21 protein-coding genes and 7 tRNA genes are annotated in these 19528 nt (G+C 72.3%); 12 read left to right on the top strand and 16 right to left on the bottom strand.

The window, feature by feature from the left end:
* Positions 1-4 precede the first annotated feature (4 nt).
* On the bottom strand, positions 5-1240 hold the full coding sequence (locus tag ACIBKX_RS27910) for a hypothetical protein (RefSeq protein WP_363277202.1): 1236 nt from the start codon (positions 1238-1240) through the stop codon (positions 5-7).
* Complete coding sequence (locus ACIBKX_RS27905; protein WP_363277203.1) at positions 1237-1803, bottom strand: DUF4365 domain-containing protein; 567 nt, start codon at positions 1801-1803, stop codon at positions 1237-1239. The genes ACIBKX_RS27910 and ACIBKX_RS27905 overlap by 4 nt, the downstream gene beginning before the upstream one ends.
* 168 nt (positions 1804-1971) lie before the next feature.
* Here ACIBKX_RS27905 and ACIBKX_RS27900 point away from each other — a divergent pair, with 168 nt between their 5' ends.
* A complete protein-coding gene (locus ACIBKX_RS27900; RefSeq protein ID WP_363277204.1) occupies positions 1972-2697 on the top strand; it encodes a 3'-5' exonuclease in 726 nt (241 codons plus the stop codon).
* Between the two features lie 74 nt (positions 2698-2771).
* Here ACIBKX_RS27900 and ACIBKX_RS27895 read toward each other — a convergent pair.
* Positions 2772-2843, bottom strand: a tRNA-Val gene (locus ACIBKX_RS27895).
* 76 nt (positions 2844-2919) lie between these two features.
* Positions 2920-3366, bottom strand: a complete 447-nt coding sequence (locus ACIBKX_RS27890; RefSeq protein ID WP_363277205.1) for an SRPBCC family protein — start codon at positions 3364-3366, stop codon at positions 2920-2922.
* Positions 3367-3477: 111 nt separating this feature from the next.
* Here ACIBKX_RS27890 and ACIBKX_RS27885 point away from each other — a divergent pair, with 111 nt between their 5' ends.
* Positions 3478-5928: an SCO7613 C-terminal domain-containing membrane protein gene (locus ACIBKX_RS27885; protein WP_363277206.1), complete on the top strand. Its 2451-nt coding sequence runs from the start codon at positions 3478-3480 to the stop codon at positions 5926-5928.
* A 145-nt stretch (positions 5929-6073) separates the two neighbouring features.
* Here the strand turns inward: ACIBKX_RS27885 and ACIBKX_RS27880 are convergent.
* A tRNA-Val gene (locus tag ACIBKX_RS27880) sits at positions 6074-6145 on the bottom strand.
* 66 nt (positions 6146-6211) lie between these two features.
* Entirely contained in the window at positions 6212-6643 is a 432-nt protein-coding gene (locus ACIBKX_RS27875; protein ID WP_363274410.1) for a TIGR02611 family protein, read from the bottom strand.
* A gap of 191 nt (positions 6644-6834) precedes the next feature.
* On the opposite strand from ACIBKX_RS27875, the gene ACIBKX_RS27870 reads away from it, so the two are divergent.
* Complete coding sequence (locus ACIBKX_RS27870) at positions 6835-7248, top strand: SsgA family sporulation/cell division regulator (protein ID WP_003959770.1); 414 nt, start codon at positions 6835-6837, stop codon at positions 7246-7248.
* A gap of 197 nt (positions 7249-7445) precedes the next feature.
* Positions 7446-8030, top strand: a complete 585-nt coding sequence (locus tag ACIBKX_RS27865; RefSeq protein WP_363274409.1) for a CGNR zinc finger domain-containing protein — start codon at positions 7446-7448, stop codon at positions 8028-8030.
* A 16-nt stretch (positions 8031-8046) separates the two neighbouring features.
* Here the strand turns inward: ACIBKX_RS27865 and ACIBKX_RS27860 are convergent, their stop codons facing one another.
* On the bottom strand, positions 8047-8223 hold the full coding sequence (locus ACIBKX_RS27860) for a hypothetical protein (protein WP_363274408.1): 177 nt from the start codon (positions 8221-8223) through the stop codon (positions 8047-8049).
* 184 nt (positions 8224-8407) lie between these two features.
* Here ACIBKX_RS27860 and ACIBKX_RS27855 point away from each other — a divergent pair, with 184 nt between their 5' ends.
* A complete protein-coding gene (locus ACIBKX_RS27855) occupies positions 8408-9955 on the top strand; it encodes a DUF4874 domain-containing protein (RefSeq protein WP_363274407.1) in 1548 nt (515 codons plus the stop codon).
* 60 nt (positions 9956-10015) lie between these two features.
* On the opposite strand, the gene ACIBKX_RS27850 is transcribed toward ACIBKX_RS27855, so the two are convergent.
* A complete protein-coding gene (locus ACIBKX_RS27850) occupies positions 10016-10465 on the bottom strand; it encodes a hypothetical protein (RefSeq protein WP_363274419.1) in 450 nt (149 codons plus the stop codon).
* Between the two features lie 153 nt (positions 10466-10618).
* On the opposite strand from ACIBKX_RS27850, the gene ACIBKX_RS27845 reads away from it, so the two are divergent.
* Complete coding sequence (locus ACIBKX_RS27845; protein ID WP_363274406.1) at positions 10619-11140, top strand: DsbA family protein; 522 nt, start codon at positions 10619-10621, stop codon at positions 11138-11140.
* Between the two features lie 24 nt (positions 11141-11164).
* Here ACIBKX_RS27845 and ACIBKX_RS27840 read toward each other — a convergent pair whose 3' ends face one another.
* The 3 genes from ACIBKX_RS27840 to ACIBKX_RS27830 all read right to left on the bottom strand — a co-directional run bounded on the left by ACIBKX_RS27840 (position 11165) and on the right by ACIBKX_RS27830 (position 13933).
* Complete coding sequence (locus ACIBKX_RS27840) at positions 11165-11989, bottom strand: GNAT family N-acetyltransferase (RefSeq protein ID WP_363274405.1); 825 nt, start codon at positions 11987-11989, stop codon at positions 11165-11167.
* Between the two features lie 64 nt (positions 11990-12053).
* Positions 12054-12875 (bottom strand): aminodeoxychorismate lyase, encoded by an 822-nt coding sequence (locus ACIBKX_RS27835; RefSeq protein ID WP_363274404.1) that lies wholly within the window; start codon positions 12873-12875, stop codon positions 12054-12056.
* Positions 12872-13933, bottom strand: coding sequence for a chorismate-binding protein (locus ACIBKX_RS27830; RefSeq protein WP_363274418.1), 1062 nt, complete (start codon positions 13931-13933; stop codon positions 12872-12874). Before ACIBKX_RS27830 ends, ACIBKX_RS27835 begins: the two co-directional genes overlap by 4 nt.
* 163 nt (positions 13934-14096) lie before the next feature.
* On the opposite strand from ACIBKX_RS27830, the gene ACIBKX_RS27825 reads away from it, so the two are divergent.
* From ACIBKX_RS27825 to ACIBKX_RS27805, 5 genes are all read left to right on the top strand, one after another.
* Positions 14097-14169: transfer RNA gene (locus tag ACIBKX_RS27825), tRNA-Gly, on the top strand.
* Positions 14170-14209: 40 nt separating this feature from the next.
* Positions 14210-14283: transfer RNA gene (locus tag ACIBKX_RS27820), tRNA-Cys, on the top strand.
* A gap of 1 nt (position 14284) precedes the next feature.
* A tRNA-Val gene (locus ACIBKX_RS27815) sits at positions 14285-14356 on the top strand.
* Between the two features lie 47 nt (positions 14357-14403).
* Positions 14404-14475: transfer RNA gene (locus ACIBKX_RS27810), tRNA-Val, on the top strand.
* Positions 14476-14504: 29 nt separating this feature from the next.
* A tRNA-Val gene (locus tag ACIBKX_RS27805) sits at positions 14505-14579 on the top strand.
* 54 nt (positions 14580-14633) lie between these two features.
* Here ACIBKX_RS27805 and ACIBKX_RS27800 read toward each other — a convergent pair.
* The 4 genes from ACIBKX_RS27800 to ACIBKX_RS27785 all read right to left on the bottom strand — a co-directional run bounded on the left by ACIBKX_RS27800 (position 14634) and on the right by ACIBKX_RS27785 (position 16908).
* Positions 14634-14942, bottom strand: coding sequence for a zf-TFIIB domain-containing protein (locus ACIBKX_RS27800; RefSeq protein ID WP_363274403.1), 309 nt, complete (start codon positions 14940-14942; stop codon positions 14634-14636).
* 69 nt (positions 14943-15011) lie between these two features.
* Entirely contained in the window at positions 15012-15947 is a 936-nt protein-coding gene (locus tag ACIBKX_RS27795; RefSeq protein WP_363274402.1) for an aminoglycoside phosphotransferase family protein, read from the bottom strand.
* Positions 15948-16236: 289 nt separating this feature from the next.
* Complete coding sequence (locus ACIBKX_RS27790; RefSeq protein ID WP_135336237.1) at positions 16237-16443, bottom strand: hypothetical protein; 207 nt, start codon at positions 16441-16443, stop codon at positions 16237-16239.
* Positions 16444-16641: 198 nt separating this feature from the next.
* Positions 16642-16908: a hypothetical protein gene (locus tag ACIBKX_RS27785; protein WP_266868958.1), complete on the bottom strand. Its 267-nt coding sequence runs from the start codon at positions 16906-16908 to the stop codon at positions 16642-16644.
* Between the two features lie 195 nt (positions 16909-17103).
* Here ACIBKX_RS27785 and ACIBKX_RS27780 point away from each other — a divergent pair, with 195 nt between their 5' ends.
* On the top strand, positions 17104-18396 hold the full coding sequence (locus tag ACIBKX_RS27780) for a serine/threonine-protein kinase (protein ID WP_363274401.1): 1293 nt from the start codon (positions 17104-17106) through the stop codon (positions 18394-18396).
* 250 nt (positions 18397-18646) lie between these two features.
* Here ACIBKX_RS27780 and ACIBKX_RS27775 read toward each other — a convergent pair whose 3' ends face one another.
* On the bottom strand, positions 18647-19465 hold the full coding sequence (locus tag ACIBKX_RS27775; protein WP_363274400.1) for an RNA methyltransferase: 819 nt from the start codon (positions 19463-19465) through the stop codon (positions 18647-18649).
* Between the last annotated feature and the right edge of the window lie 63 nt (positions 19466-19528).

Here is a 19528-nt window from a genome sequence, read left to right as displayed (position 1 = left end):
CTCCTCAGTCACCGCTGCACGCCTCCTCGAAGAAGTCGAGATTCTCCTGGAGCGACTTCATCAGCCGGTCCCGCTCGGCCTCGTCGACCTGCACCGGCACCACTTTGCAGGCCCCGGTGAGCCGCCGGAAGCCGCCCCGGCTCTCCAGCCGGCCGTGCACCCGGATCGGCAGACCCACCAGATGCGCGTGCCCGGCAATGCGGTACGCCTCCTCGTCCAGCGTCATGCGTACGTGGGGGACCTCGGCCCCCGCGAGCACCCGCACCCGCACCGTCCCGTCCCCGCGCGGCCCCGACCGCCGCATCCGCACCACGGCCCCGGTGATCCGCACCGCCACCGCGGGCTCGTCCCGCAGATAGCGGGCGCCCGCCTCACGCAGCACCGGCAGGTCGCCGGGCGAGAACTCGACGGGCTCGGCGGGCGCCGCGCACCCTTCGGGCACCCCGGCTCCGGGCGCCCACCGCACCGCGATCCGCGCGCCTTCCGTGCCCCGCACCAGGGACACGATCGCCTCCGTCAGCTCATGGCTGACCCCCGCCTCCACGGCCCCGTCGAAGGCGTCCATGCCACCCGCGGCGCGCTGGTAGTCGACGGCCTCGCGGGCGGCGAACAGCGCCTGGTGCAGCCGCACCGCGAGCTGCCGCCCGGTCGCGACGGGCACGAACGCGGTGAGCTGCCGCCCGCCGGGAGCGGGCCCCACAAGGACGTTCTCCAGGGACGCGGCGGCGGGCCCGCGGTGCCGCGCCCCGTAGTACCCGGCGCGGCCCCGCGCTGCGAGAGCGCCCGCGAGCAGCATCTGCCGTGCCGCCGTACGCAGTTGCTCCTCGGCCGTCCAGGTCGCGGCGCCCGCGGGCCCGGCCGGGACATCCCGCCACCAGCGGATCTCGTCGCTGGGCACGGCGAGGCCGACGAGCACCTCGCGGGCGGACGGCGACGCGCTGCGGGACAGCGCGACGAGCGCCTCGCCGATGAGGTCCGCACAGTCGGGGAAGGCCCTGCTCTCCGGTACGAGCAGGCTGGTGCCGCCGCCTCCGGGGCCGGGCGGGGTCCACCGGGCGTATCGGCCCGCGGCGCCGCCTCGCCGATGCCAGCCGTGGCGGCCGAGCAACGCGCCGAGCACGGCGGGGTCGACCTGCTCCGGTGCGGGCGGGCCCGGCAGATCGGCCGGGCTCGGCCATCCCGCTTCGGCGGGGTGCGGGCGGACGGGTCGTACTGGTTCATCGATCGGGCGGTGCATCAAGGTCTCCCTCCCGTCCCGACCCGCGTCATGATCTCGCAGAGGGCCCTGTCGTCGAAGATCCGCGAGGTCGGGACGCGCACGGTGGTCCTGCGCCGGCCGGTGACCTGGTGTCCGGCGAGGTTGGTCCAGTAGCAGCAGTGCCGCAGGTCGAGCCGGTCGTGGCCGGCGCGCAGCCAGTCGTCCCGCGATCTGGGCACGATCATCACGACCAGGATCTTGTGCACCGAGACCGGAGTGCGGGCGAGCTTCTCCAGGTGCGGGTTGTCCAGCGTGAAGGAGAAGGCGGGCCCCGGAGGGTTCGGGGCCAGCTGGTACGTGCACTTGAGCTGCACCTTGATGGTGACTTCGTCGTCGACCGTGTGCCCGGGGGCGCTGTGGCTGACGTGCCAGTCGATGCCGTTGTCCGGAAAGGGCTGGGAGAGCGAGCACCCCGCCGCGGCGGCGACGGCGTGCAGATAGCCCACCTGAAGGGTCTCCATACAGGCGGTGGTGGCGAGTGTGCCGCGCGGCGGTGCGATCCGCTCGGGCAGCAGCCCACCCTGTTCGGGCTGCGCGAGCGCCATGTCCAACGAGCCTTCCGAACCAGTGAATCCCCGCTTCGGGCCGGTCAACCGCCAAGCCCTGTACCTGTGTTGTCTCCGGGCCGCGTACAGCGCAAACGGCCCGGGTATCACCGGTGTGGGCAGGGGAGGAAAGCCATCTGCCGGACATGAACGAGGAGTTGCGTCACTATGGCGTGCTGGTACGAGGGGCCCTTGGCCGCATTCGACACGGAGACCACGGGCGTCGACGTCGAGACCGACCGCATTGTGTCGGCCGCCGTCGTCGTCCAGCAAGGCGCGGGCACCCGCCCGCGGATCAGCCGCTGGCTGGTGAACCCGGGCGTTCCGGTGCCCGAGGCCGCCACCGCGGTGCACGGACTGACGGAGGATCATCTCCAGCGCAACGGCCGCTGGCCCGCGCCGGTGATGGAGGAGATAGCCCGCGAGCTGGCCGAGCAGGGCGCGGCGGGCCGGCCGATCGTCGTCATGAACGCGCCCTTCGATCTGACGCTCCTGGACCGGGAGTTGCGCAGGCACCGCGCGTCGTCGCTCAGCCACTACATGGGGGGCTCCCCCCTGTGCGTCCTGGATCCACGGGTCCTGGACAAGCAGCTGGACCGCTACCGCAAGGGCCGCCGCACGCTGACCGATCTGTGCGCGCACTACGCGGTGGAGCTGGACGAGGCGCACGACGCGGCGGCCGACGCACAGGCGGCGCTCGACGTCGTCCGTGCCGTGGGGCGGCGCTTCGCGTCCCGTCTGGAGCGCCTCTCGCCGGCCGAGCTGCACGCGTTGCAGGCGGTGTGGCACGCGGCGCAGGCGCGGGGACTGCAGGCGTGGTTCGCGCGCAGTGGTACGCCGGAGGCGGTGGATCCCGCGTGGCCGCTGCGGCCCGAACTGCCTGCGGCAGCTTGACCTTCAGTGCCGTACAGGCATGGAAGCAGGCATGAAAAAACCGGTCCGTCGGTGACGGACCGGCATTCTCCGGGTGGGCGATACTGGGTTCGAACCAGTGACCTCTTCGGTGTGAACGAAGCGCTCTCCCACTGAGCTAATCGCCCGGGAACGGACTGAACAATACAGGTCCCGGCGGGTTTCCATCAAACCGCTTCCCTCGGACCGCTTCCGCCCGCTCGGTCAGCGGTCCGCCAGGTACGCCCGCAGGCCCCGCTCTCCCCCGCGCATCATCAGGGCGTGGTTGAGCAGGAAGACGGGACGGCCGGGGACGGCGAAGCGCCGCATCAGCGGTTTGCGCACCACCACTTCCTGGTCGTAGAGCGCCCGCGTCCCGCCCGGCACGGCGGTGACCTGCCAGCGCGCCCAGCCCTCCAGGTCGCCGGTCATCGCGATCTCCAGGACCCCCGCGCCGGGGTCGCGCCGCCGCTCCTGAGCCGTCACATACAGGTCGTACGGCAGGAAGGAGCGGAACCGGGCGGTGCCGCTGCGCTCGTCGACCGGGGTCACCGCGCGCACCTGCGGCCACCACTGGGGATAGTCCTCGGCACTTTCGAGGGCCGCGTACACGTCGGCGGGCGGCGCGGGCAGATTCCAGACGCTGCGGAAGCGGTAGTGGCACCAGTCCATGGACCGAGTCTGCCGCTCCAGGGCGTGCTCGTCCGGCAGGCGGGCGATCTGAGTACGTCCTGAGTATCCGCACCGATGTCCGGGACTGTGCCCTGGACCACACTCCGGTCCATGACGAACATCCCGCCCCCGGCCGAGGAGCTGCGGATCCTCGACCAGGAGCTGCGCCACCTCGACGCGCGCCGGGCCCAGTTGCTGCGGCGCCGCGCCTGGCTGCTCGGCACCCTCCAGGCGGCGCAGCCGCCCCGGCACCCGCAGCCCCCGCGCACGTCCGAGGCCACGCCGCCGAACGTGCAGAACGCGCTGCTCACCCTCGGCGGCATCCTGCTGACCGTCGCGGCGGTCGCCTTCACGGTGGTCAGCTGGGGGCACTTGGGCATCGGGGGCCGCAGCGCGGTCCTGGCCGCGCTGACCCTGACGGCGCTCGCCGTGCCCGCGGTGCTGCTGCGCCGCTCGCTGCGTTCGACGGCGGAGACGGTCGCGGCGCTGGGCCTCGCGCTCACCGTCCTCGACGCGTACGCCCTCCATGCCGTCACCCTGCCGGACGCCGACCCGGTGGCGTACGCGGCGGCCGCGTCGGCGGTGCTTGCCGCGCTGTGGGCGGCGTACGGAGTCGTCTTCCGCGAGCTGCGGCTGCCCCTGCCGGTGGCTGTGGCCGCGGCTCAACTCCCGTTGTTCCTCTGGGCGTCGGACTCCGGCGACCACTCGGTCGCGGCCGCGCTCCTGGTGACGGCGGCGTTCGACACGGCGCTCGCGCTGCGGGCCGGCGACGATGCCGTACGCGTCGTCGCCACGGTCGGCGCCTGCGCCGCGGGGCTGTGGGGAACGCTGAGTTCGGGGTGGCTGTCCTGGGCGGCCTCGGACGTGCCGGAGGCGGCACGCGCGGGCGCGCTCCTCGCGCTCGCCGCGGCGGTCGCACTCGTCGCCGCGTGGCTGCTGCCGAATCCGGAGCAGGCGACGGGGGCGGCCGCTGCGGGCGCCCTGTGCCTGGCCGCCGCGACCGGCGGCGTACTCCGCGAGGCGCTGCCCGCCGCGTGGACCGTCCCCGCCTATCTGGCGTGCGCCGTAACGCTGTTGGCGGTGGTCGTACGCGACACGCTGCCGCGCCCTGTACGAAGCGGCACCGCCGCAGCGGCACTCCTGGTGCACGGTCTCGCGGTGCTGTGGGCGCTGCCGGTACTCCTCACGGTGCTGCTCGGCCCGGCGCGGTGGACCGGAGAGGCCTGGTCGGGCGCTCCCACGGACGCCCGCGCAGGGGCCACGGTGTCCGAACTGCCCACACCGCACCCGGTGATGGCGTCCCTCGTGCTCGCCGTGGTGGCGGGGGTGGTGTACGCGGGGGTCCGCCTGGTGGGCACCGGGGCGGCACTGCCGAGCGAGCAGGGCCCGGGCGTATCCACGGAGGCCGAAGCGCCCACCCCGGAAGCGCACACCAAGCCCGCCGCAGCCCGCGTCGCCGTCCTCGCCCTCGCCCTCTCCCTCGCCTGGGCCGCGCTCCTCACCCTGCCGTTCGCGCTCCAACTCCCGTACGCGGCCGGGGTGTCGGCCCACGTCGCGGTGACCGCCGCGCTGCTCGTCCTCGCCACCCGCGTCGACTCGAAGGCCGTGGCCCGCACCGCCCTGGGGCTGGCCTTCGCGACCTCCGTCAGCGTCGCGGCACTCGCGCTGGCCACCACCGCGGCGACGCTCGGCACTCTCGGCGCCCTGACGGCCCTGTTCCTGGCCACTGCCGCTTACGCCGACCGCCGCGACGAGGCCGTCCCCGCCGTCTGCGCCGCCGTCGCGTACGCCACCGCACTCGCCTGCGCCGTGGGGGCTGCCATGGACCTCCGCGTCGACCACACGGGGCTGCTCGTCCTCGCCGTCCCCGCGCTCGCCGCCTGCGCCGCCGCGCCGCTCGGCCGGCACCGGCTGACCGTGCCGGTCGAGGTCGCCGGGGCCGGGGCCGGCGGGCTCGGGATCGTGCTCGCCGCCGGGCACGCCACGACGCTCGCCCTGGCGCTCGCGCTCGGCGGTGTCATCGCCGCGGGCACGGCCGTCCGCCCTGACCGGCGCGGTGTCGGCTACGCGGCCGGGGTGCTGTTCCTGCTCGCGAGCTGGGTCCGCCTCGCCGCCTGGGACGTCACGACACCCGAGGCGTACACCCTGCCCGCCACCGTCCCCGCCCTGCTGCTCGGCGCCCTGCGGCGGCGCAGCGACCCCGCCACGTCCTCCTGGACGGCCTACGGTCCCGGCCTCGCGGCGACCCTGCTGCCGAGCCTCGCCGCGGCCTGGAGCGACCCGCACTGGCAGCGGCCGCTGCTCCTGGGGATCGCGGCACTCCTGATCACCCTGGCGGGCGCCCGGCAGCGGCTGCAGGCGCCGCTCGTCCTCGGCTCCGCCGTGCTCGCCCTGGACACGCTGCACGAACTGGCGCCCCATGTCGCCCAGGTGGTGGACGCCCTGCCGCGCTGGCTGCCGCCCGCGCTCGCCGGTCTGCTGCTGCTCGCCGTCGGCGCGACGTACGAACAACGACTGCGCGACGCCCGTAAAGTCCGTTCCGCACTCGGCAGAATGCGCTGATCCGTTTTCCGCGCTCTCCACTCCGCTTGCGTCCGCTTCCGTCCGCTTTTCTCGGACGGTCCGTCAATTCCCGTAAAAGACAAGGGAACACGGGAAACACGACTGCGGCCCGGAGGCTTAAAGCCTCCGGGCCGCAGTTCCGGGGTGGGCGATACTGGGTTCGAACCAGTGACCTCTTCGGTGTGAACGAAGCGCTCTCCCACTGAGCTAATCGCCCCGGGCGCACGGAGAACATTACCGCATGTCAGCGGGTGCCTCCGACCACCCCGGAGTCACCCGAAGGTCACTCCTTGATCTTCCACGGCATCTCGAGGCCGAACTTCCAGACGTAGACCGCCACGAGCACGGCGACGATCACCAGACCGATGGTCGTCAGGATGATGTTGCGGCGGCGCACCTTGGGGTCGAGCGCACGCTGCGCGGCCTCGGTGACCTTCCGCTTCGTCCAGCGAAGGACCAGCTGGGCCCAGACGAACTCGGTCGCCCAGATCGCCATTCCACCGAAGATCACGAGCCAGCCCGGTCCGGGCAGCGGCAACATGACGATGCCCGCGGCGACGACCGCGAGCCCCACTATGAACACGCCCACCTGCCAGCTGAGGTGCAGCGCCTTGCGCGCCTGGACGAACTCCGGCGCACGCGATCCAAGCGGCTGTTCGGCCTTCTCACCGGTGGTCGGCTCGGCGACTCCCGGCTCGTTACTCCCCGTATTCATACGGCCAAACCCTACCGGACGGAAACCCGTCACCGGAATGGCTCCACTCCCCGAACCGACACCCCGCCGTACGAGCTACCTAAAGACACGCAAAACCCTCAGAGGGGTTTACAACGGCACCGTAGGTGGCATGTCGATTTCGCCGACGTGCGAATCCCCGAGCGCACACTGAGCGAAAGGCCCTGGCGCTTATGAACACCACGGTCAGCTGCGAGCTGCACCTGCGCCTCGTTGTGTCGAGCGAGTCCTCACTGCCTGTACCCGCAGGACTGCGGTATGACACGGCCGATCCCTATGCCGTGCACGCCACCTTCCACACCGGAGCCGAGGAAACCGTCGAGTGGGTGTTCGCCCGCGACCTCCTCGCCGAGGGCCTGCACCGGCCCACCGGTACCGGCGACGTCCGAGTCTGGCCGTCCCGGAGCCACGGTCAGGGCGTCGTCTGCATCGCCCTGAGTTCCCCGGAGGGTGAGGCTCTGCTCGAGGCCCCGGCGCGGGCCCTGGAATCGTTCCTCAAGCGAACGGACGCGGCCGTGCCGCCCGGCACAGAACACCGCCACTTCGATCTCGATACGGAGCTCTCGCACATCCTGGCCGAAAGCTAGATCCAGGCGGCGCGAGAGCGCCCGGCGCCGTCCGACTCGGGGCGACGGCACGGGCACGACAACCGCATAGGCCAGGCACCGGCGCCGTCGCCGCGGATTCCCGCGGGGACGGCGCCGGTGCGGTGTGTCGGGAAGCCGCTAGCATCGACCGGCATCGGCGGGCACACCTGCCCGACCCCCAGGCCAGGGAGCGAATCGTGCTGATCACCCACGACACCCGGTGCGCACTCGACGCCGTGGTCGATCTGGTGAACACCGCACCAGACGACGAAGACGCCGCGGATGCCGCGGGCGCCGAGAAGACCGAAGGGCTCGCGGACGTGGCAGCCCTGGGCGAATTCGTGCGAAGCCACGACATCAGCGACGTCGGCGTGCTCACCGAGCGTGACCTCGAGGGCGTACGACAGATCCGCGGGCGCTTCAGCCAGGTCTTCGCCTCGCCCGAGCCGCAGGCGGCGGCCACGGTGATCAACGAGCTGGTCGCCGCGGCGGGCACCACGCCCCGGCTCACCGACCACGACGGCTACGACTGGCACGTGCACTACTTCGCGCCGGGCGCTTCCATCGCCGACCACCTCGCGGCGGACTGCGGGATGGCGCTCGCGTTCTTCGTGGTCGCCGGGGAGCAGGAGCGGCTGCGGCGCTGCGAGGCGCCGGACTGCCGGCGCGCCTTCGTGGACCTCTCCCGCAACCGTTCGCGCCGCTACTGCGACAGCCGCACCTGCGGGAACCGGCTGCACGTCGCCGCCTACCGGGCCCGGCGCAAGGAAGCCGCGGGCTGAGCCCCGCCGCCGGCCGCTACAGGCTCAGCAGATCGTGCAACGAACCCATCAGGAGCAGGAAGCCGATCACCGCCAGGAAGATCATCAGGGGTGGCTGGGAGAGCGCGAAGAGACAGCCCTGCGGCTCCTGCGGCGTCGCGGCTCGCTCATCGGTCGGCGGGGCGGCATCGCCCGGTGTGGTGGTGTCCAGCATCTCGCGGCGATGATGACGCAGTCGGCGTACCCCCGCCGACCAACACGCCCGGAAAGGGCGGGAGTTCGCCAAATTCCGTGACCGGAAAAGTCCAGTGCCCGGCGCGCTTAAGTCCATGGCCCACCAGCGCGGCACCTCGTCAGACTCGGCTCGCCCGCCGTCCACACGAACGAGGGAGTCCCACATGCGAGTGAATCGCAGACGGTTGTTGACGACCGCCCTGGGCACGGCCACGGCCGCGATGGTCCCGCTCTCCACCGCGTCCGCCGCACCCGGCGCCCGCGCCGCGGCCTGGCAGCGGGTCCCGCATCGCGGCATCCGCCCCGACGACCCAGCGGGCCGCGCCCCGCTGGCCAATCCGCGCCGCGGCTTCCGCTACGAGATGTCGTACAACGCACGGGACTTGACCAGCCCCTGGCCCAACGAGCAGGACCACTTCCCCGACGCGGCGAAGACCCTTGAGGTCCTGGAGCGCGAGTACGGCCTTGGCGCGCATCTGACCCAGCTGTACTTCTACCTCTGGGACTTCGCGACGACCACGATCCCGCAGAGCGCTCTCGACAACATCGAGAGCGTCTTCCGCGGACTGCGCGCGAAGGGGTACGCGGCCGTCCTCCGTTTCGTGTACGACGACGGCGTGCGGGAGAACCGGCGCTACACCGTGCAGGACATCCAGCGGCACATCGGGCAGCTCGCGCCGGTCGTGGCGCGCAACAGCGACGTGGTGGCCGTCTGGCAGGCGGGATTCCTCGGCACCTGGGGCGAGTGGCACGGGAGTTACTACAAGCACGAGACGTACCCCGACGCCGTCACCGCCATCATGACGACGCTCGTCGAGGCGCTCCCGCCGGGCATGCACACCCAGGTCCGGTACGCCGAGAAGCGCGACCTCATCACCAACCGGGCGATCCTGGACCGGGTCGGCTACCACAACGACTACGTGACGCTCGGCGAGGGCGAGTGGGACTACTACGTCCCGGACAACCCCGGCTGGCCCAGCTATCTCGACGTGTCACAGACACGGATGGTGGACGGCGAGATGCCCTGGGACAAGGGCCAGAGCTCCGATCCCTACGCCTGGAGCACCGTCATCCCCGGCGTGCCCGCCGCGCGGCGGCTTCAGACGCTGCGCTTCGACAGCCTGTCCCTGGTGCACAACGCGACGGTCACCGTGCCCGCCTGGAAGGCGGCGGAGCTGACCGAGCGGCAGACGGCGGACGCGCTGCTCCCGGTCTCGGACGGCTACTTCCGGGGGCGTGACGGGCGGCCCGTGGCGCGCACGCACTTCGAATACCTGCGGGACCACCTGGGCTACCGGATCGAGGTGCGCGAGGCCCGCTACGACCTGTCGGGGGCCCGCGCCGGCCGCCTCCCGATCGAGGTCGACCTGGTGAACCGCGGCTTCGCGGCGCCCAAGCACCCGCGTCCGGTGCGCTTCGTGCTCCTGGACGCGGACGGCAAGGCAGTCACGTCGGCGGACACGGGCGCGGACTGGCGCGCGTGGCTGCCACAGGGGCGGGCGGAGACGGACGACGGCCATGCGGGCCCGAAGACCGTGACGGTGCGCGGAGAGCTGGCCCTGCCGCCCGGGACGCACGGCCGCCACCGCCTTGGCCTCGCCCTGCCGGATCCGGCCTTCCCGGGCCGGGGGCGCGCGGTGCGCTGCGCCAACGGCTCCACGCCGTGGATCAGCGACGTGAACGTCCTCGCCGAGTTGCGGCTGGGCGGCTAGCCGCCCAGCTCACGCAGCCCGCCCTCGGGGGATCGGGGGTGTCAGATGCCGTCCGGGGTGTCAGATGCCGTGCTTCTTCAGGATGGCCTCGATGTCGCTGAAGTCCTCCGAAGGCGCTGCGGCCTTCGGCTTGGCCTTGACCTCGGCCTTCGCGGCGGGGCGGGCGGTCTGGCCCAGCGAAGGCGCCGAGGCCGCGGGGGCGACGGCCTCGCGCTGGGCGGCCTTGGCGGCCTTGCGCTCCTTGCGGGTGCCGACGCTGCGGCGCTCCACGGCCCGTGTCGTCATGAAGAGCAGCCAGGCGAAGCCGAGGACGCCGAAGCCCGCCCACGCCTTCACGCTGAAGGCGGTGTCGGCCAGCCAGCCGACGACGCCGGTCATCACCAGGCCGACCGGGATCAGGGAGTAGGCGGCGAGGCGCGTCGCCGCGAGGAAGCGCTTGCGGTAGGCGGTGACCGCGGCGATGCCCAGGCCGGCCGCGGACACGGCGGAACAGACGGTCTCGGCAATCATCCGGTCCTCCAGGCATGCGGCATAGACGGTGACGGTGTCGTCCTCTCCATCCTGCACCGGGTGGGCCTCCCCGAGCCACGCCCGGGGCCGACCTCAGGGACATCTCCGGGTCCGGCATCCTCCCCAGGTCCCGGTCGGTGGAAGACTGGGCCCATGAACGACTCCTCCCCCGCCACCCCCGCCGGCCCCGTGGTCATCGAACTCTGGTGCGAGCTCCAGTGCCCGGACTGCACCCGCGCCCTCGACGACGTACACGCCCTGCGGGAGCGCTACGGCGACCGCGTGGAGCTGCGCCTGCGCCACTTCCCCCTCGAGAAGCACAAGCACGCCTTCGCCGCCGCCCAGGCCGCCGAGGAGGCCTTCGAGCAGGGCAAGGGCTGGCCGTACGTCGAGGCGGTGCTCGGCAGGGTCGACGATCTCGACGCCAAGGGCGAGGCCGTCCTCGTCGACGCGGCCCGGAGCCTGGGCCTGGACGCCGAGGAGTTCGACACCGCGCTGATCGACGGCCGGCACATCCTGATCGTCGACGCCGACCAGGCGGAGGGCAAGGCCATCGGCGTCACGGGCACGCCGACGTACGTGGTCGGCGGCGAGCGTCTCGACGGCGGCAAGAGCCAGGAGGGCCTGCGCGAGCGCGTCGAGGAGATCACGGACCGCCTGCTCGCCGCTTCGTAAAGAAGCTGCGCTTGGAGAGACTTCTTAAAGAAGCTGCTTGTAGACGTAGTACGTGATCGGCTCGTACCCCAGCGACTCGTACAGCCGCTGGGCCGGGGTGTTGCCCGCGAAGACATTGAGGCCGATGCGGCTGCTGCCCGCCTCCTGGGCCTGGGCCTCCGCGAGGAGCATCAGGGAACGGCCGTGACCGCGCCCCCGGTACTCCTCGTCGACCTCGACGTCGTAGACGAACGCGGAGTCGTCGCGCACCGCGAGCCACAGCGTGCCGACCCGCGTGCCCTCGTGGGCGAGCACGCTCAGCCGCATCCCGGGGGTGGCCAGGCCCTGCCCCAGGTTCTTCGCGTGGTCGGCCTCGGACTTGGCTCGCGCCTCGGCCTCCGGTACGCCGCGCTCCACCCAGGTGCGGGCGTAGTCCTCCTTCTCGCGGGCCAGCCACACCTCGTACTCGGCGTCGCTCATCGGCCGGCCCTCGGTGCCCACGGGCAGCGCGGGGGGCTCGCCGGCCAGGGTCTTGGCCAGCTGCCGGTTGCGCTCCACGTAGCCGAGCGCCAGCACGAGCCGGTGCGCCGCCGCGGCCTCGGCGGGCACCGCCGTCTCGATCCGCGCGCAGCCCCAGCCGCGCACGACCTCCTCCGCGGCGAGCGCGGCGACCGTCGCGCGGCCGCGCCGCCGGTCGGACTCACCGATCTGCAGGTCCTTGATCTGTGCGACCGCGGGGCCGAACACAGGGTGCGTGGCGAGTTCTATCCCGCCCACCGGACGGCTGTTCACACACACCTCGTACGTGCGTGACTTCGCGCCGTCAGCGCTCTGCTGAAGCGGCCCGGTCGGCCGCAGGGTCGTCGTCATCAGTGGTGTTGTACCCGCCACGGGACCGCGTCGTCACCACTATTTCGCCCGCTTGCCGGTCGGCCTACGGGTCGAGGTCGTCCGCGGCACGCTCGTCGAAGATCCGCATCGCCTTGACGGTCACCGGGCCGGGTGCGCCCGGCAGTTCACGTCCGTCGATCCGGTGTACGGCCTGGATGTCGCGAAGCGTCGAGGTCAGGAACACTTCGTCGGCGCGGTCCAGGACGTCGAGCGGAAGATCGGTCTCCCGCGCGCCCGTCCACTCGACGGCCAGCGCGCGCGTGATGCCCGCGAGGCACCCGGAGGCGACCGGGGGCGTGTGGATCTCGCCGTCGAGCACGACGAAGACGTTCGACCCCGTGCCCTCGCACAGCTGCCCCACGGTGTTGCCGAACAGCGCCTCCGAAGCGCCCTGTTCGTGGGCGCGGGCCAAGGCGACGACGTTCTCGGCGTACGACGTGGTCTTCAGGCCGGTCAGGGCGCCGCGCTCGTTGCGGGTCCAGGGAACCGTGATCACGGCGGTCGCGTCGGGGCGCCGCGAGGTCTCCCCGAGGGCGACGACCAGCGTCTGCCCCTGGTCCCCGCGGTCCGAGCCGAGCGGCGAGAGGCCTCCGGTGTACGTGATGCGCAGCCGGCCCAGCGGCATCGGGTTGGCCCCGACGACGGCGGCGCAGGCCGCGCGGACCTCGTCCAGGTCCGGCTCGGGAAGGCCGAGGCCGCGCGCCGAGCGGGCGAGCCGGTCCAGGTGCCGGGTCAGCGCGAAGGTCCGCCCCTCGGCCGTCTTCACCGTCTCGAAGATGCCGTCCCCCACGGTCAGACCGTGGTCCAGCACGGAGACGCGGGCGGTATCGAGGTCATGCAGGCCACCATTGAGCCAGATCTTCACCGAGGGGTCCCTCCACTCACTTCGTACGTCCCCGACGCTACCGCCAGCAGCCGCTGGGCCTTCAGCTCGGTCTCCCGCCACTCCCCTGCCGGATCCGAGCCCCAGGTGATGCCCGCTCCGGTGCCGAAGCGCAAGGCCCCGTCGGGGCGGTCGATCCAGAAGGTGCGGATCCCGACGGCCAGTTCACCGGTGCCCCGGTCGGCGTCGACCCAGCCGATGCCGCCGCAGTAGGGGCCGCGCGGCGCGGTCTCCAGGGCGTCGATGATGCGCAGGGCGCTGGACTTCGGGGCGCCGGTCACGGAACCGGGCGGGAACGCGGCGGCGAAGAGTTCGGGCCAGCCCGCGTCGGGCAGCAGCTCGCCGCGGACAGTGGAGACGAGGTGGACCAGGCCGGGGTGCTTCTCGACCACGCACAGGTCGGGGACGGTGACGGAGCCGGTCACGCATATCCGCCCGAGGTCGTTGCGGACGAGGTCCACGATCATGACGTTCTCGGCGTAGTCCTTCTCCAGGAGATCCGCCTCGGTGCGGCCGGTGCCCTTGATGGGCCCCGACTCCACGACACGTCCCTCGCGCCGCAGGAACAGCTCGGGAGAGGCCGTGGCTATCTCCACGCCGTGCTCGGGCAGCCGGATCGTCCCGGCGTAGGGAGCGGGGTTCCCGCGCGCGAGGAGGGCGGTCAGGGCGTCCACGTCGGCGTCGGCGGGCACCGGCGCGGACAGGACGCGGCAGAGGTTCGCCTGATAGACCGTGCCGGCCGCGATGTGTTCGCGCACTCGTCGTACGCCGTCCATGTACGCGGCGCGGTCGAGCGAGGACGTCCAGTCATCGGCGGCCGGTCCGTGCCAGGCGCCCGGCACGGGGGCGGGCACGGGCTCCTGGCGTACGTCGTCGAAGCGGGCGCAGACGAGACCGCCCTCGAAATCGGCCGCGACGGCCCAGAAGCCGCCCGCTTCCAGGGCGGCGGGATCGCTGGTCACATCGCTGAGGCCGGTGGCCACCAGGCCGCCGAAGCGCGCCATGGGCGGGAGCGTCCCGGAGGGCCGCTGGGAGGACATCTGAGGGGGGCTGTGCACGTCTGCGAGTCTATGACCGGCGTCCTGGTGGCGCCCCGGGCCGACGACAGCGCAGCACGCTGCGCAAACGCGTTTTTGTACTGGCCCAGGAATCCGCTAGAGTTCAACACGTCGCCGGGACGCGCAAGCGGAACGGGAAAGACAAGCGGACGTAGCTCAGTTGGTAGAGCGCAACCTTGCCAAGGTTGAGGTCGCCAGTTCGAACCTGGTCGTCCGCTCGCAGGAAAGTGGGGGATCTTCCCGAGACCCCGCACTCCTGGTGGAGTGGCCGAGAGGCGAGGCAACGGCCTGCAAAGCCGTCTACACGGGTTCAAATCCCGTCTCCACCTCCAAGCGCGATTAGCTCAGCGGGAGAGCGCTTCCCTGACACGGAAGAGGTCACTGGTTCAATCCCAGTATCGCGCACGCAGAACTGAATAATCCCTGGTCCCGTATGGTGTGGGACCGGTCCCGCGCGATTAGCTCAGCGGGAGAGCGCTTCCCTGACACGGAAGAGGTCACTGGTTCAATCCCAGTATCGCGCACGCAGTACGCTACACACGCAGGTTGACCTGCGCGATTAGCTCAGCGGGAGAGCGCTTCCCTGACACGGAAGAGGTCACTGGTTCAATCCCAGTATCGCGCACCATCCGTACGAAGCCCCCGGCCGTTCCCACGGCCGGGGGCTTCGTCGTTCCTCCGGTCAGGAGGAGAAGAGCATGTGCCCGAAGCTCTTGTGGCGCTTGTGGCCGTAGTGCCCGCCGTGACCGCCGTGGTGGCCGCCGTGCTGCGGAGCGCCCCACTGCGGTGCGGGAGCGGCGGCCGGGTAGCCCTGCTGCGGGGCGGGCGGCGCGGGCGGTGCCTGCTGGGCGCCCCACTGGCCCTCGAGCCGGGTCAGGGACTCCAGCTCGCCGTAGTCGAGAAATATCCCGCGGCAGCCGCTGCACTGCTCGATCTGGACGCCATTGCGGTTGTACGTGTGCATCGGTGCGTGGCACTTGGGGCACTGCATGGTCGGCTCAACTCCTCGCCGGTCGTGACTGCTTCGCCGGATCTCTGCCCGGCTTCGGTGCGTTGCACCCTACTTCGTGGTGGTGGACGCCAACTCCGGCGGGAGGGCGGCCATTCGATCACAGGCGTCGACGACGGCCTGCTCGATCTCGTCGAGGAGCCGGCCGCCGGTGACGGACTTGGCCACGGCGAGGGCCGCGGTCTGTGCGGTGAGGGCGCGGGCGGGGACGTCCAGGGCGGGCCAGGGGTCGGCGCCGGCGGGCGGGATCGCGGGGCCTTGGGCGGCCTGGTAGGCGGCGAGGAAGCGGGTCCACTCGTCCGGGCCGAGGAGCCCGCAGGCGTACCAGGCGGCGGGGCGGGCCAGGTCCCAGGCGGGGTTGCCGAGCCCCAGGTCGTCCACGTCGATCAGCAGCCAGTGCCCTCGCGGGGCGCGGACCAGCTGGCCGAGGTGGAGGTCTCCGTGGCACAGGAGCCCCGGGGGTGGTGCGGGGGCCTCGGCGCGCGCCCAGGGCGGGAGGGTGGCCCAGGCGCGCTCCACGGGGACCTGGGCGGGGTGCGGGCCGGCCGCGCGCATCCGGGCCATGGCGCGGGCGGCCTTCGCGGGGCCCCGCATGTCCGGGAGCGGGTGAGGGAGTTCGGCGGGGGGTGTGGCGTGCAGGCGGGCCAGGAGGATGGCGACTTCCTCCCAGGGGGCGGCGTCGGGGTCGTCGCGATCCACGGGGGTGCCGGCCTCCCAGAGGGTGACCAGGCGGCCGTGGAGCGGGATCGCCGTCTCGTCCAGCGGGGGCAGGAGCGTGCCGTGGAGGGCGGCGGCCACCTGGAGGCGGGTCGCGAGCTCCGCGGGATCGGTGCCGGGGGCGTGGGCCTTGGCGACCGTGCCGCCGTGGCGGACGACGGTCGCGTCGTCGCGGTCGGCGAGGACGGTATCCGGGGGGCGGCAGTCGCAGGGGGCCGTGTGGACCGCGGCGCGGAGCTTGGCGATGAGAGCGGGGAGCAGTGCGGTCACGAGTCCCTCGGGGTGCGTCGACAGGTCCCCCCGAGGGTACGCACCGGCAGCGGGTACTTCCGGGGGTACTTCCGGGGGCCTGGTGCCGCAACCATCAACTGAGCAACCCCAACGGCGATCAACCACCTACGCGAGAGCGGCGCCGGCTCAGGCGCAAGAAAGGGAAAAGCCCGCGCAGCTCCCCAGCTGCGCGGGCGTTCCCATCTGCCGTCCGCCGCACCCCCGTCCCCACGGGGTTTCCTGGCCGGATGTCCCCGCCCGGACCGCTCATCCGGGCCCGGGGCGCCGCTCAGCGCCCCAGCATCACGCCCACGGACGACGCTTGTGTGACCACCGCTTCCCAGCCGCCGAAGACGACTACGAGCAGGGCCGCCAGGGGAAGGACCATGGCCGTCGCCACCAAGGGATGGCGCGTGCCGGACGGGCGGACGCCGAACGTGGCGAAAGCCTTACGTCCCTGCGTGCGGATCATCGTCCGCGATGCCGTGTCCGCCATGGTTCCTCTCCTGACCGGTCTGTAGTGGATCTGGCAGCGGCGGGTGTCTGACCTCGGGGGACGAGTGCTGCACCCGCCGCTTGACTTCAAATCTAGGTGCGCCGACCGCCCGCGACGTCATGCCCTCGTACCGATTGCCGGGCCTCCCGGAGGATGACCGATCGCCCCTCGTGTACTCCCATGGGTGGAGATGGGGGCCTAGGTCTCAGGGTCTTCCCGGAGGGGGCGGGCGGCCTGCTCGGATGTGTCCTCCCGCGGGACGGGCTGCTCGACGAGGGCGAGCACCCTCGTCGCCATGAACCGCGCCGTCCGCACGACGGAGCCGCTGCGGGTGACTTCGCTCACTTCGACCACTCCCCTGCGCACCGCCGTCTCCACCCGGCGGCCCGCTCGGCTCGCCACCACCTCGTACGTCCGTGTCGTGTCCCCGGCGTCCACGACTATCTCCACGCGATCACCCTTCACGGGATCAATCCCCCTTCAGCGATGGATGGTTGGGGGCAGCGGCCGGCCCAACGGCCGCTCGCCCCAGGTCCCCTGAACACTCTTCAAGTTTCCCACCCGGCACTGACAATCGGTCGGGGCGTGAGGGCGCGGCCTCTGCACCTGCCCGGCCGTGGAAACGTAAGCTGTGGCTCGACAACGGACCGGGCAGCGGGGATGGACATGGCGATGATGCGGCTCCGGCGCGAGGACCCGCGTGTCGTCGGCTCGTTCAGACTGCACAGGCGGCTGGGCGCCGGCGGCATGGGGGTCGTCTACCTGGGGTCGGACCGGCGGGGGCAGCGCGTCGCCCTGAAGGTGATCCGGCCCGATCTGGCGGAGGATCAGGAGTTCCGTTCGCGGTTCGCCCGCGAGGTCTCGGCCGCCCGGCGCATTCGCGGCGGGTGCACGGCGCGGCTCGTCGCCGCCGATCTCGACGCCGACCGGCCGTGGTTCGCCACCCAGTACGTTCCCGGGCCCTCGCTGCACGACAAGGTCGCCGCCGAGGGGCCGCTCACCGCGGCCGAGGTGGCGGTGGTCGGTTCGGCGCTTGCCGAGGGACTCGTCGCCGTACATGAAGCCGGTGTCGTGCACCGGGACCTGAAGCCGTCGAACATCCTGCTGTCCCCGAAGGGGCCGCGGATCATCGACTTCGGGATCGCGTGGGCGACCGGTGCCTCGACCCTGACCCATGTCGGCACCGCCGTCGGTTCGCCCGGCTTCCTGGCACCCGAGCAGGTGCGCGGCGCCGCCGTCACGCCCGCCACCGACGTCTTCGCCCTCGGCGCCACGCTCGCGTACGCGGGGATGGCGGACTCGCCCTTCGGACACGGCAGTTCGGAGGTCATGCTCTACCGCGTGGTGCACGAGGAGGCGCAGCTCGCCGGGGTGCCGGACGCGCTCGCGCCGCTCATCCGGGCCTGCCTCGCGAAGGCTCCGGAGGAGCGTCCCAGCACGCTGCAACTGTCGCTCAGGCTCAAGGAGATCGCGGCGCGTGAGGCCCAGGGCGGTCTCTCCGATGTGCGGCCGCCCGCGCCCCGGCACGACCAGGACCGGCCCACCGGGCGGCTCGCCGAGGAGTACGCGGACCAGCGCACCCAGCGGCGCAATCCGCAGGGCACTCCCCCGCCGCGGCCCAGCGCGTCACGGCCGGGTGGGTCGCGGACCGGCTCATCGCGGGCCGGCAACAGCTCCTCCCGGTCCGGCTCGCGTCCCGCGCCGTCCAGGAACACCACCCGCTCCGGAGGCAGAACCGGCCCCCGGACCACCGGCACCGGCCGCAGGCCCGCCAACCCGCGGCTGCTGCGGCAGCGGCTCTTCGTGTTCGTGGTCGTGACGCTCCTGGTGGCGCTCGGCATCGCGGCGGCGCAGGGCTGCCAGGGCCCCGCGAAGGGGCTCGGCGACAGCGGCGTACCCGAAGGACGCGACGTACGGGCGATCCAGCAACTGGATCCGGGGCCGGGCGCCTAGGGCCTAGGGCCTAGGGCCTAGGGCCTGTCCGGCGGATCATGCCGCGGGTCGCGGGGTCTGGCACTGCGATCTGCGGCGTTGCCGTCGGTTGCCAACCTCCCCAAGCTCTCGGCTTCGCTCGAGCAGGGGAGAACCCACCGCGTTTTCGCCTCCTCCGCCTTGCATCTCGACGCACCAGACCCCGCTCACCAGCACCGAAGAGTGGCCGCCACCCTCGCGCGGCCTGATCCGCCGGACAGGCCCTAGGCGGTCAGAGGTTGGGGCGGCCCGTCGCCACCGCGTAGAAGGCGACCGCGGCCGCCGCGCCCACGTTGAGCGAGTCGACCCCATGGGCCATCGGGATGCGGACCCATTCGTCGGCCGCCATCAGCGCCTGCGTGGAGAGGCCCTCGCCCTCCGCGCCGAGCATCAGCGCGACCCGGTCCATGCGGTGCGGCGCCGCCTCGTCCAGGGTCTTCGCCTTCTCGTCCGGGGTGAGCGCGAGGAGGTTGAATCCCGCCTCGCGTACGCCCTCCAGGCCCTTGGGCCAGGATTCCAGGCGGGCGTACGGGACGGAGAAGACCGCGCCCATGGAGACCTTCACCGAGCGCCGGTAGAGCGGGTCGGCGCAGTCCGGCGAGAGCAGGACGGCGTCCATGCCGAGGGCGGCAGCGCTGCGGAAGATCGCGCCGATGTTGGTGTGGTCGTTGACCGACTCCATGACCACGACCCGGCGGGCCGTGGTCAGGAGTTCGTCGGCGGTCGGCAACGGCTTGCGCTGCATCGAGGCGAGGGCGCCGCGGTGCACGTGGTAGCCGGTGACCTGCTCGGCGAGGTCCGGGTTGACCGCGTACACGGGTGCCGGGACCTCGTCGATGACGTCGCGCATGACGTCGACCCACTTCGCGGAGAGCAGCATCGAGCGCATCTCGTAGCCGGCCTGCTTGGCCCGCCGGATCACCTTCTCGCCCTCGGCGATGAACAGGCCTTCGGCGGGTTCGCGCTTGCGGCGCAGTTCGACGTCGGTCAGACCCGTGTAGTCGCGCAGCCGCGGGTCGGCGGGGTCGTCAACGGTGATGAGATCAGCCACAGGGTGATACTGCCTTGTCCTGGGTGCGGTGCCAACGCCCGGGGGCGGGTTGGGTTACCGGTG

The organism is Streptomyces sp. NPDC050658 (assembly GCF_044457025.1).
Classification (GTDB): domain Bacteria; phylum Actinomycetota; class Actinomycetes; order Streptomycetales; family Streptomycetaceae; genus Streptomyces.
The sequence above is the reverse complement of the archived record's forward strand: the minus strand, read 5'-3'. Positions and strand labels throughout refer to the sequence as shown.

Bases quoted from the DNA above. Each gene is read 5' to 3' on its own strand.
- ACIBKX_RS27780 (WP_363274401.1), top strand. From the start codon at position 17,104: ATGGACATGGCGATGATGCGGCTCCGGCGCGAGGACCCGCGTGTCGTC.
- ACIBKX_RS27870 (WP_003959770.1), top strand. From the start codon at position 6,835: ATGAACACCACGGTCAGCTGCGAGCTGCACCTGCGCCTCGTTGTGTCG.
- ACIBKX_RS27860 (WP_363274408.1), bottom strand. From the start codon at position 8,223: ATGCTGGACACCACCACACCGGGCGATGCCGCCCCGCCGACCGATGAG.
- ACIBKX_RS27855 (WP_363274407.1), top strand. From the start codon at position 8,408: ATGCGAGTGAATCGCAGACGGTTGTTGACGACCGCCCTGGGCACGGCC.
- ACIBKX_RS27830 (WP_363274418.1), bottom strand. From the start codon at position 13,933: ATGTCCTCCCAGCGGCCCTCCGGGACGCTCCCGCCCATGGCGCGCTTC.
- ACIBKX_RS27845 (WP_363274406.1), top strand. From the start codon at position 10,619: ATGAACGACTCCTCCCCCGCCACCCCCGCCGGCCCCGTGGTCATCGAA.
- ACIBKX_RS27850 (WP_363274419.1), bottom strand. From the start codon at position 10,465: ATGATTGCCGAGACCGTCTGTTCCGCCGTGTCCGCGGCCGGCCTGGGC.
- ACIBKX_RS27885 (WP_363277206.1), top strand. From the start codon at position 3,478: ATGACGAACATCCCGCCCCCGGCCGAGGAGCTGCGGATCCTCGACCAG.
- ACIBKX_RS27790 (WP_135336237.1), bottom strand. From the start codon at position 16,443: ATGGCGGACACGGCATCGCGGACGATGATCCGCACGCAGGGACGTAAG.
- ACIBKX_RS27890 (WP_363277205.1), bottom strand. From the start codon at position 3,366: ATGGACTGGTGCCACTACCGCTTCCGCAGCGTCTGGAATCTGCCCGCG.
- ACIBKX_RS27900 (WP_363277204.1), top strand. From the start codon at position 1,972: ATGGCGTGCTGGTACGAGGGGCCCTTGGCCGCATTCGACACGGAGACC.
- ACIBKX_RS27905 (WP_363277203.1), bottom strand. From the start codon at position 1,803: ATGGCGCTCGCGCAGCCCGAACAGGGTGGGCTGCTGCCCGAGCGGATC.
- ACIBKX_RS27840 (WP_363274405.1), bottom strand. From the start codon at position 11,989: ATGACGACGACCCTGCGGCCGACCGGGCCGCTTCAGCAGAGCGCTGAC.
- ACIBKX_RS27800 (WP_363274403.1), bottom strand. From the start codon at position 14,942: ATGCAGTGCCCCAAGTGCCACGCACCGATGCACACGTACAACCGCAAT.
- ACIBKX_RS27875 (WP_363274410.1), bottom strand. From the start codon at position 6,643: ATGAATACGGGGAGTAACGAGCCGGGAGTCGCCGAGCCGACCACCGGT.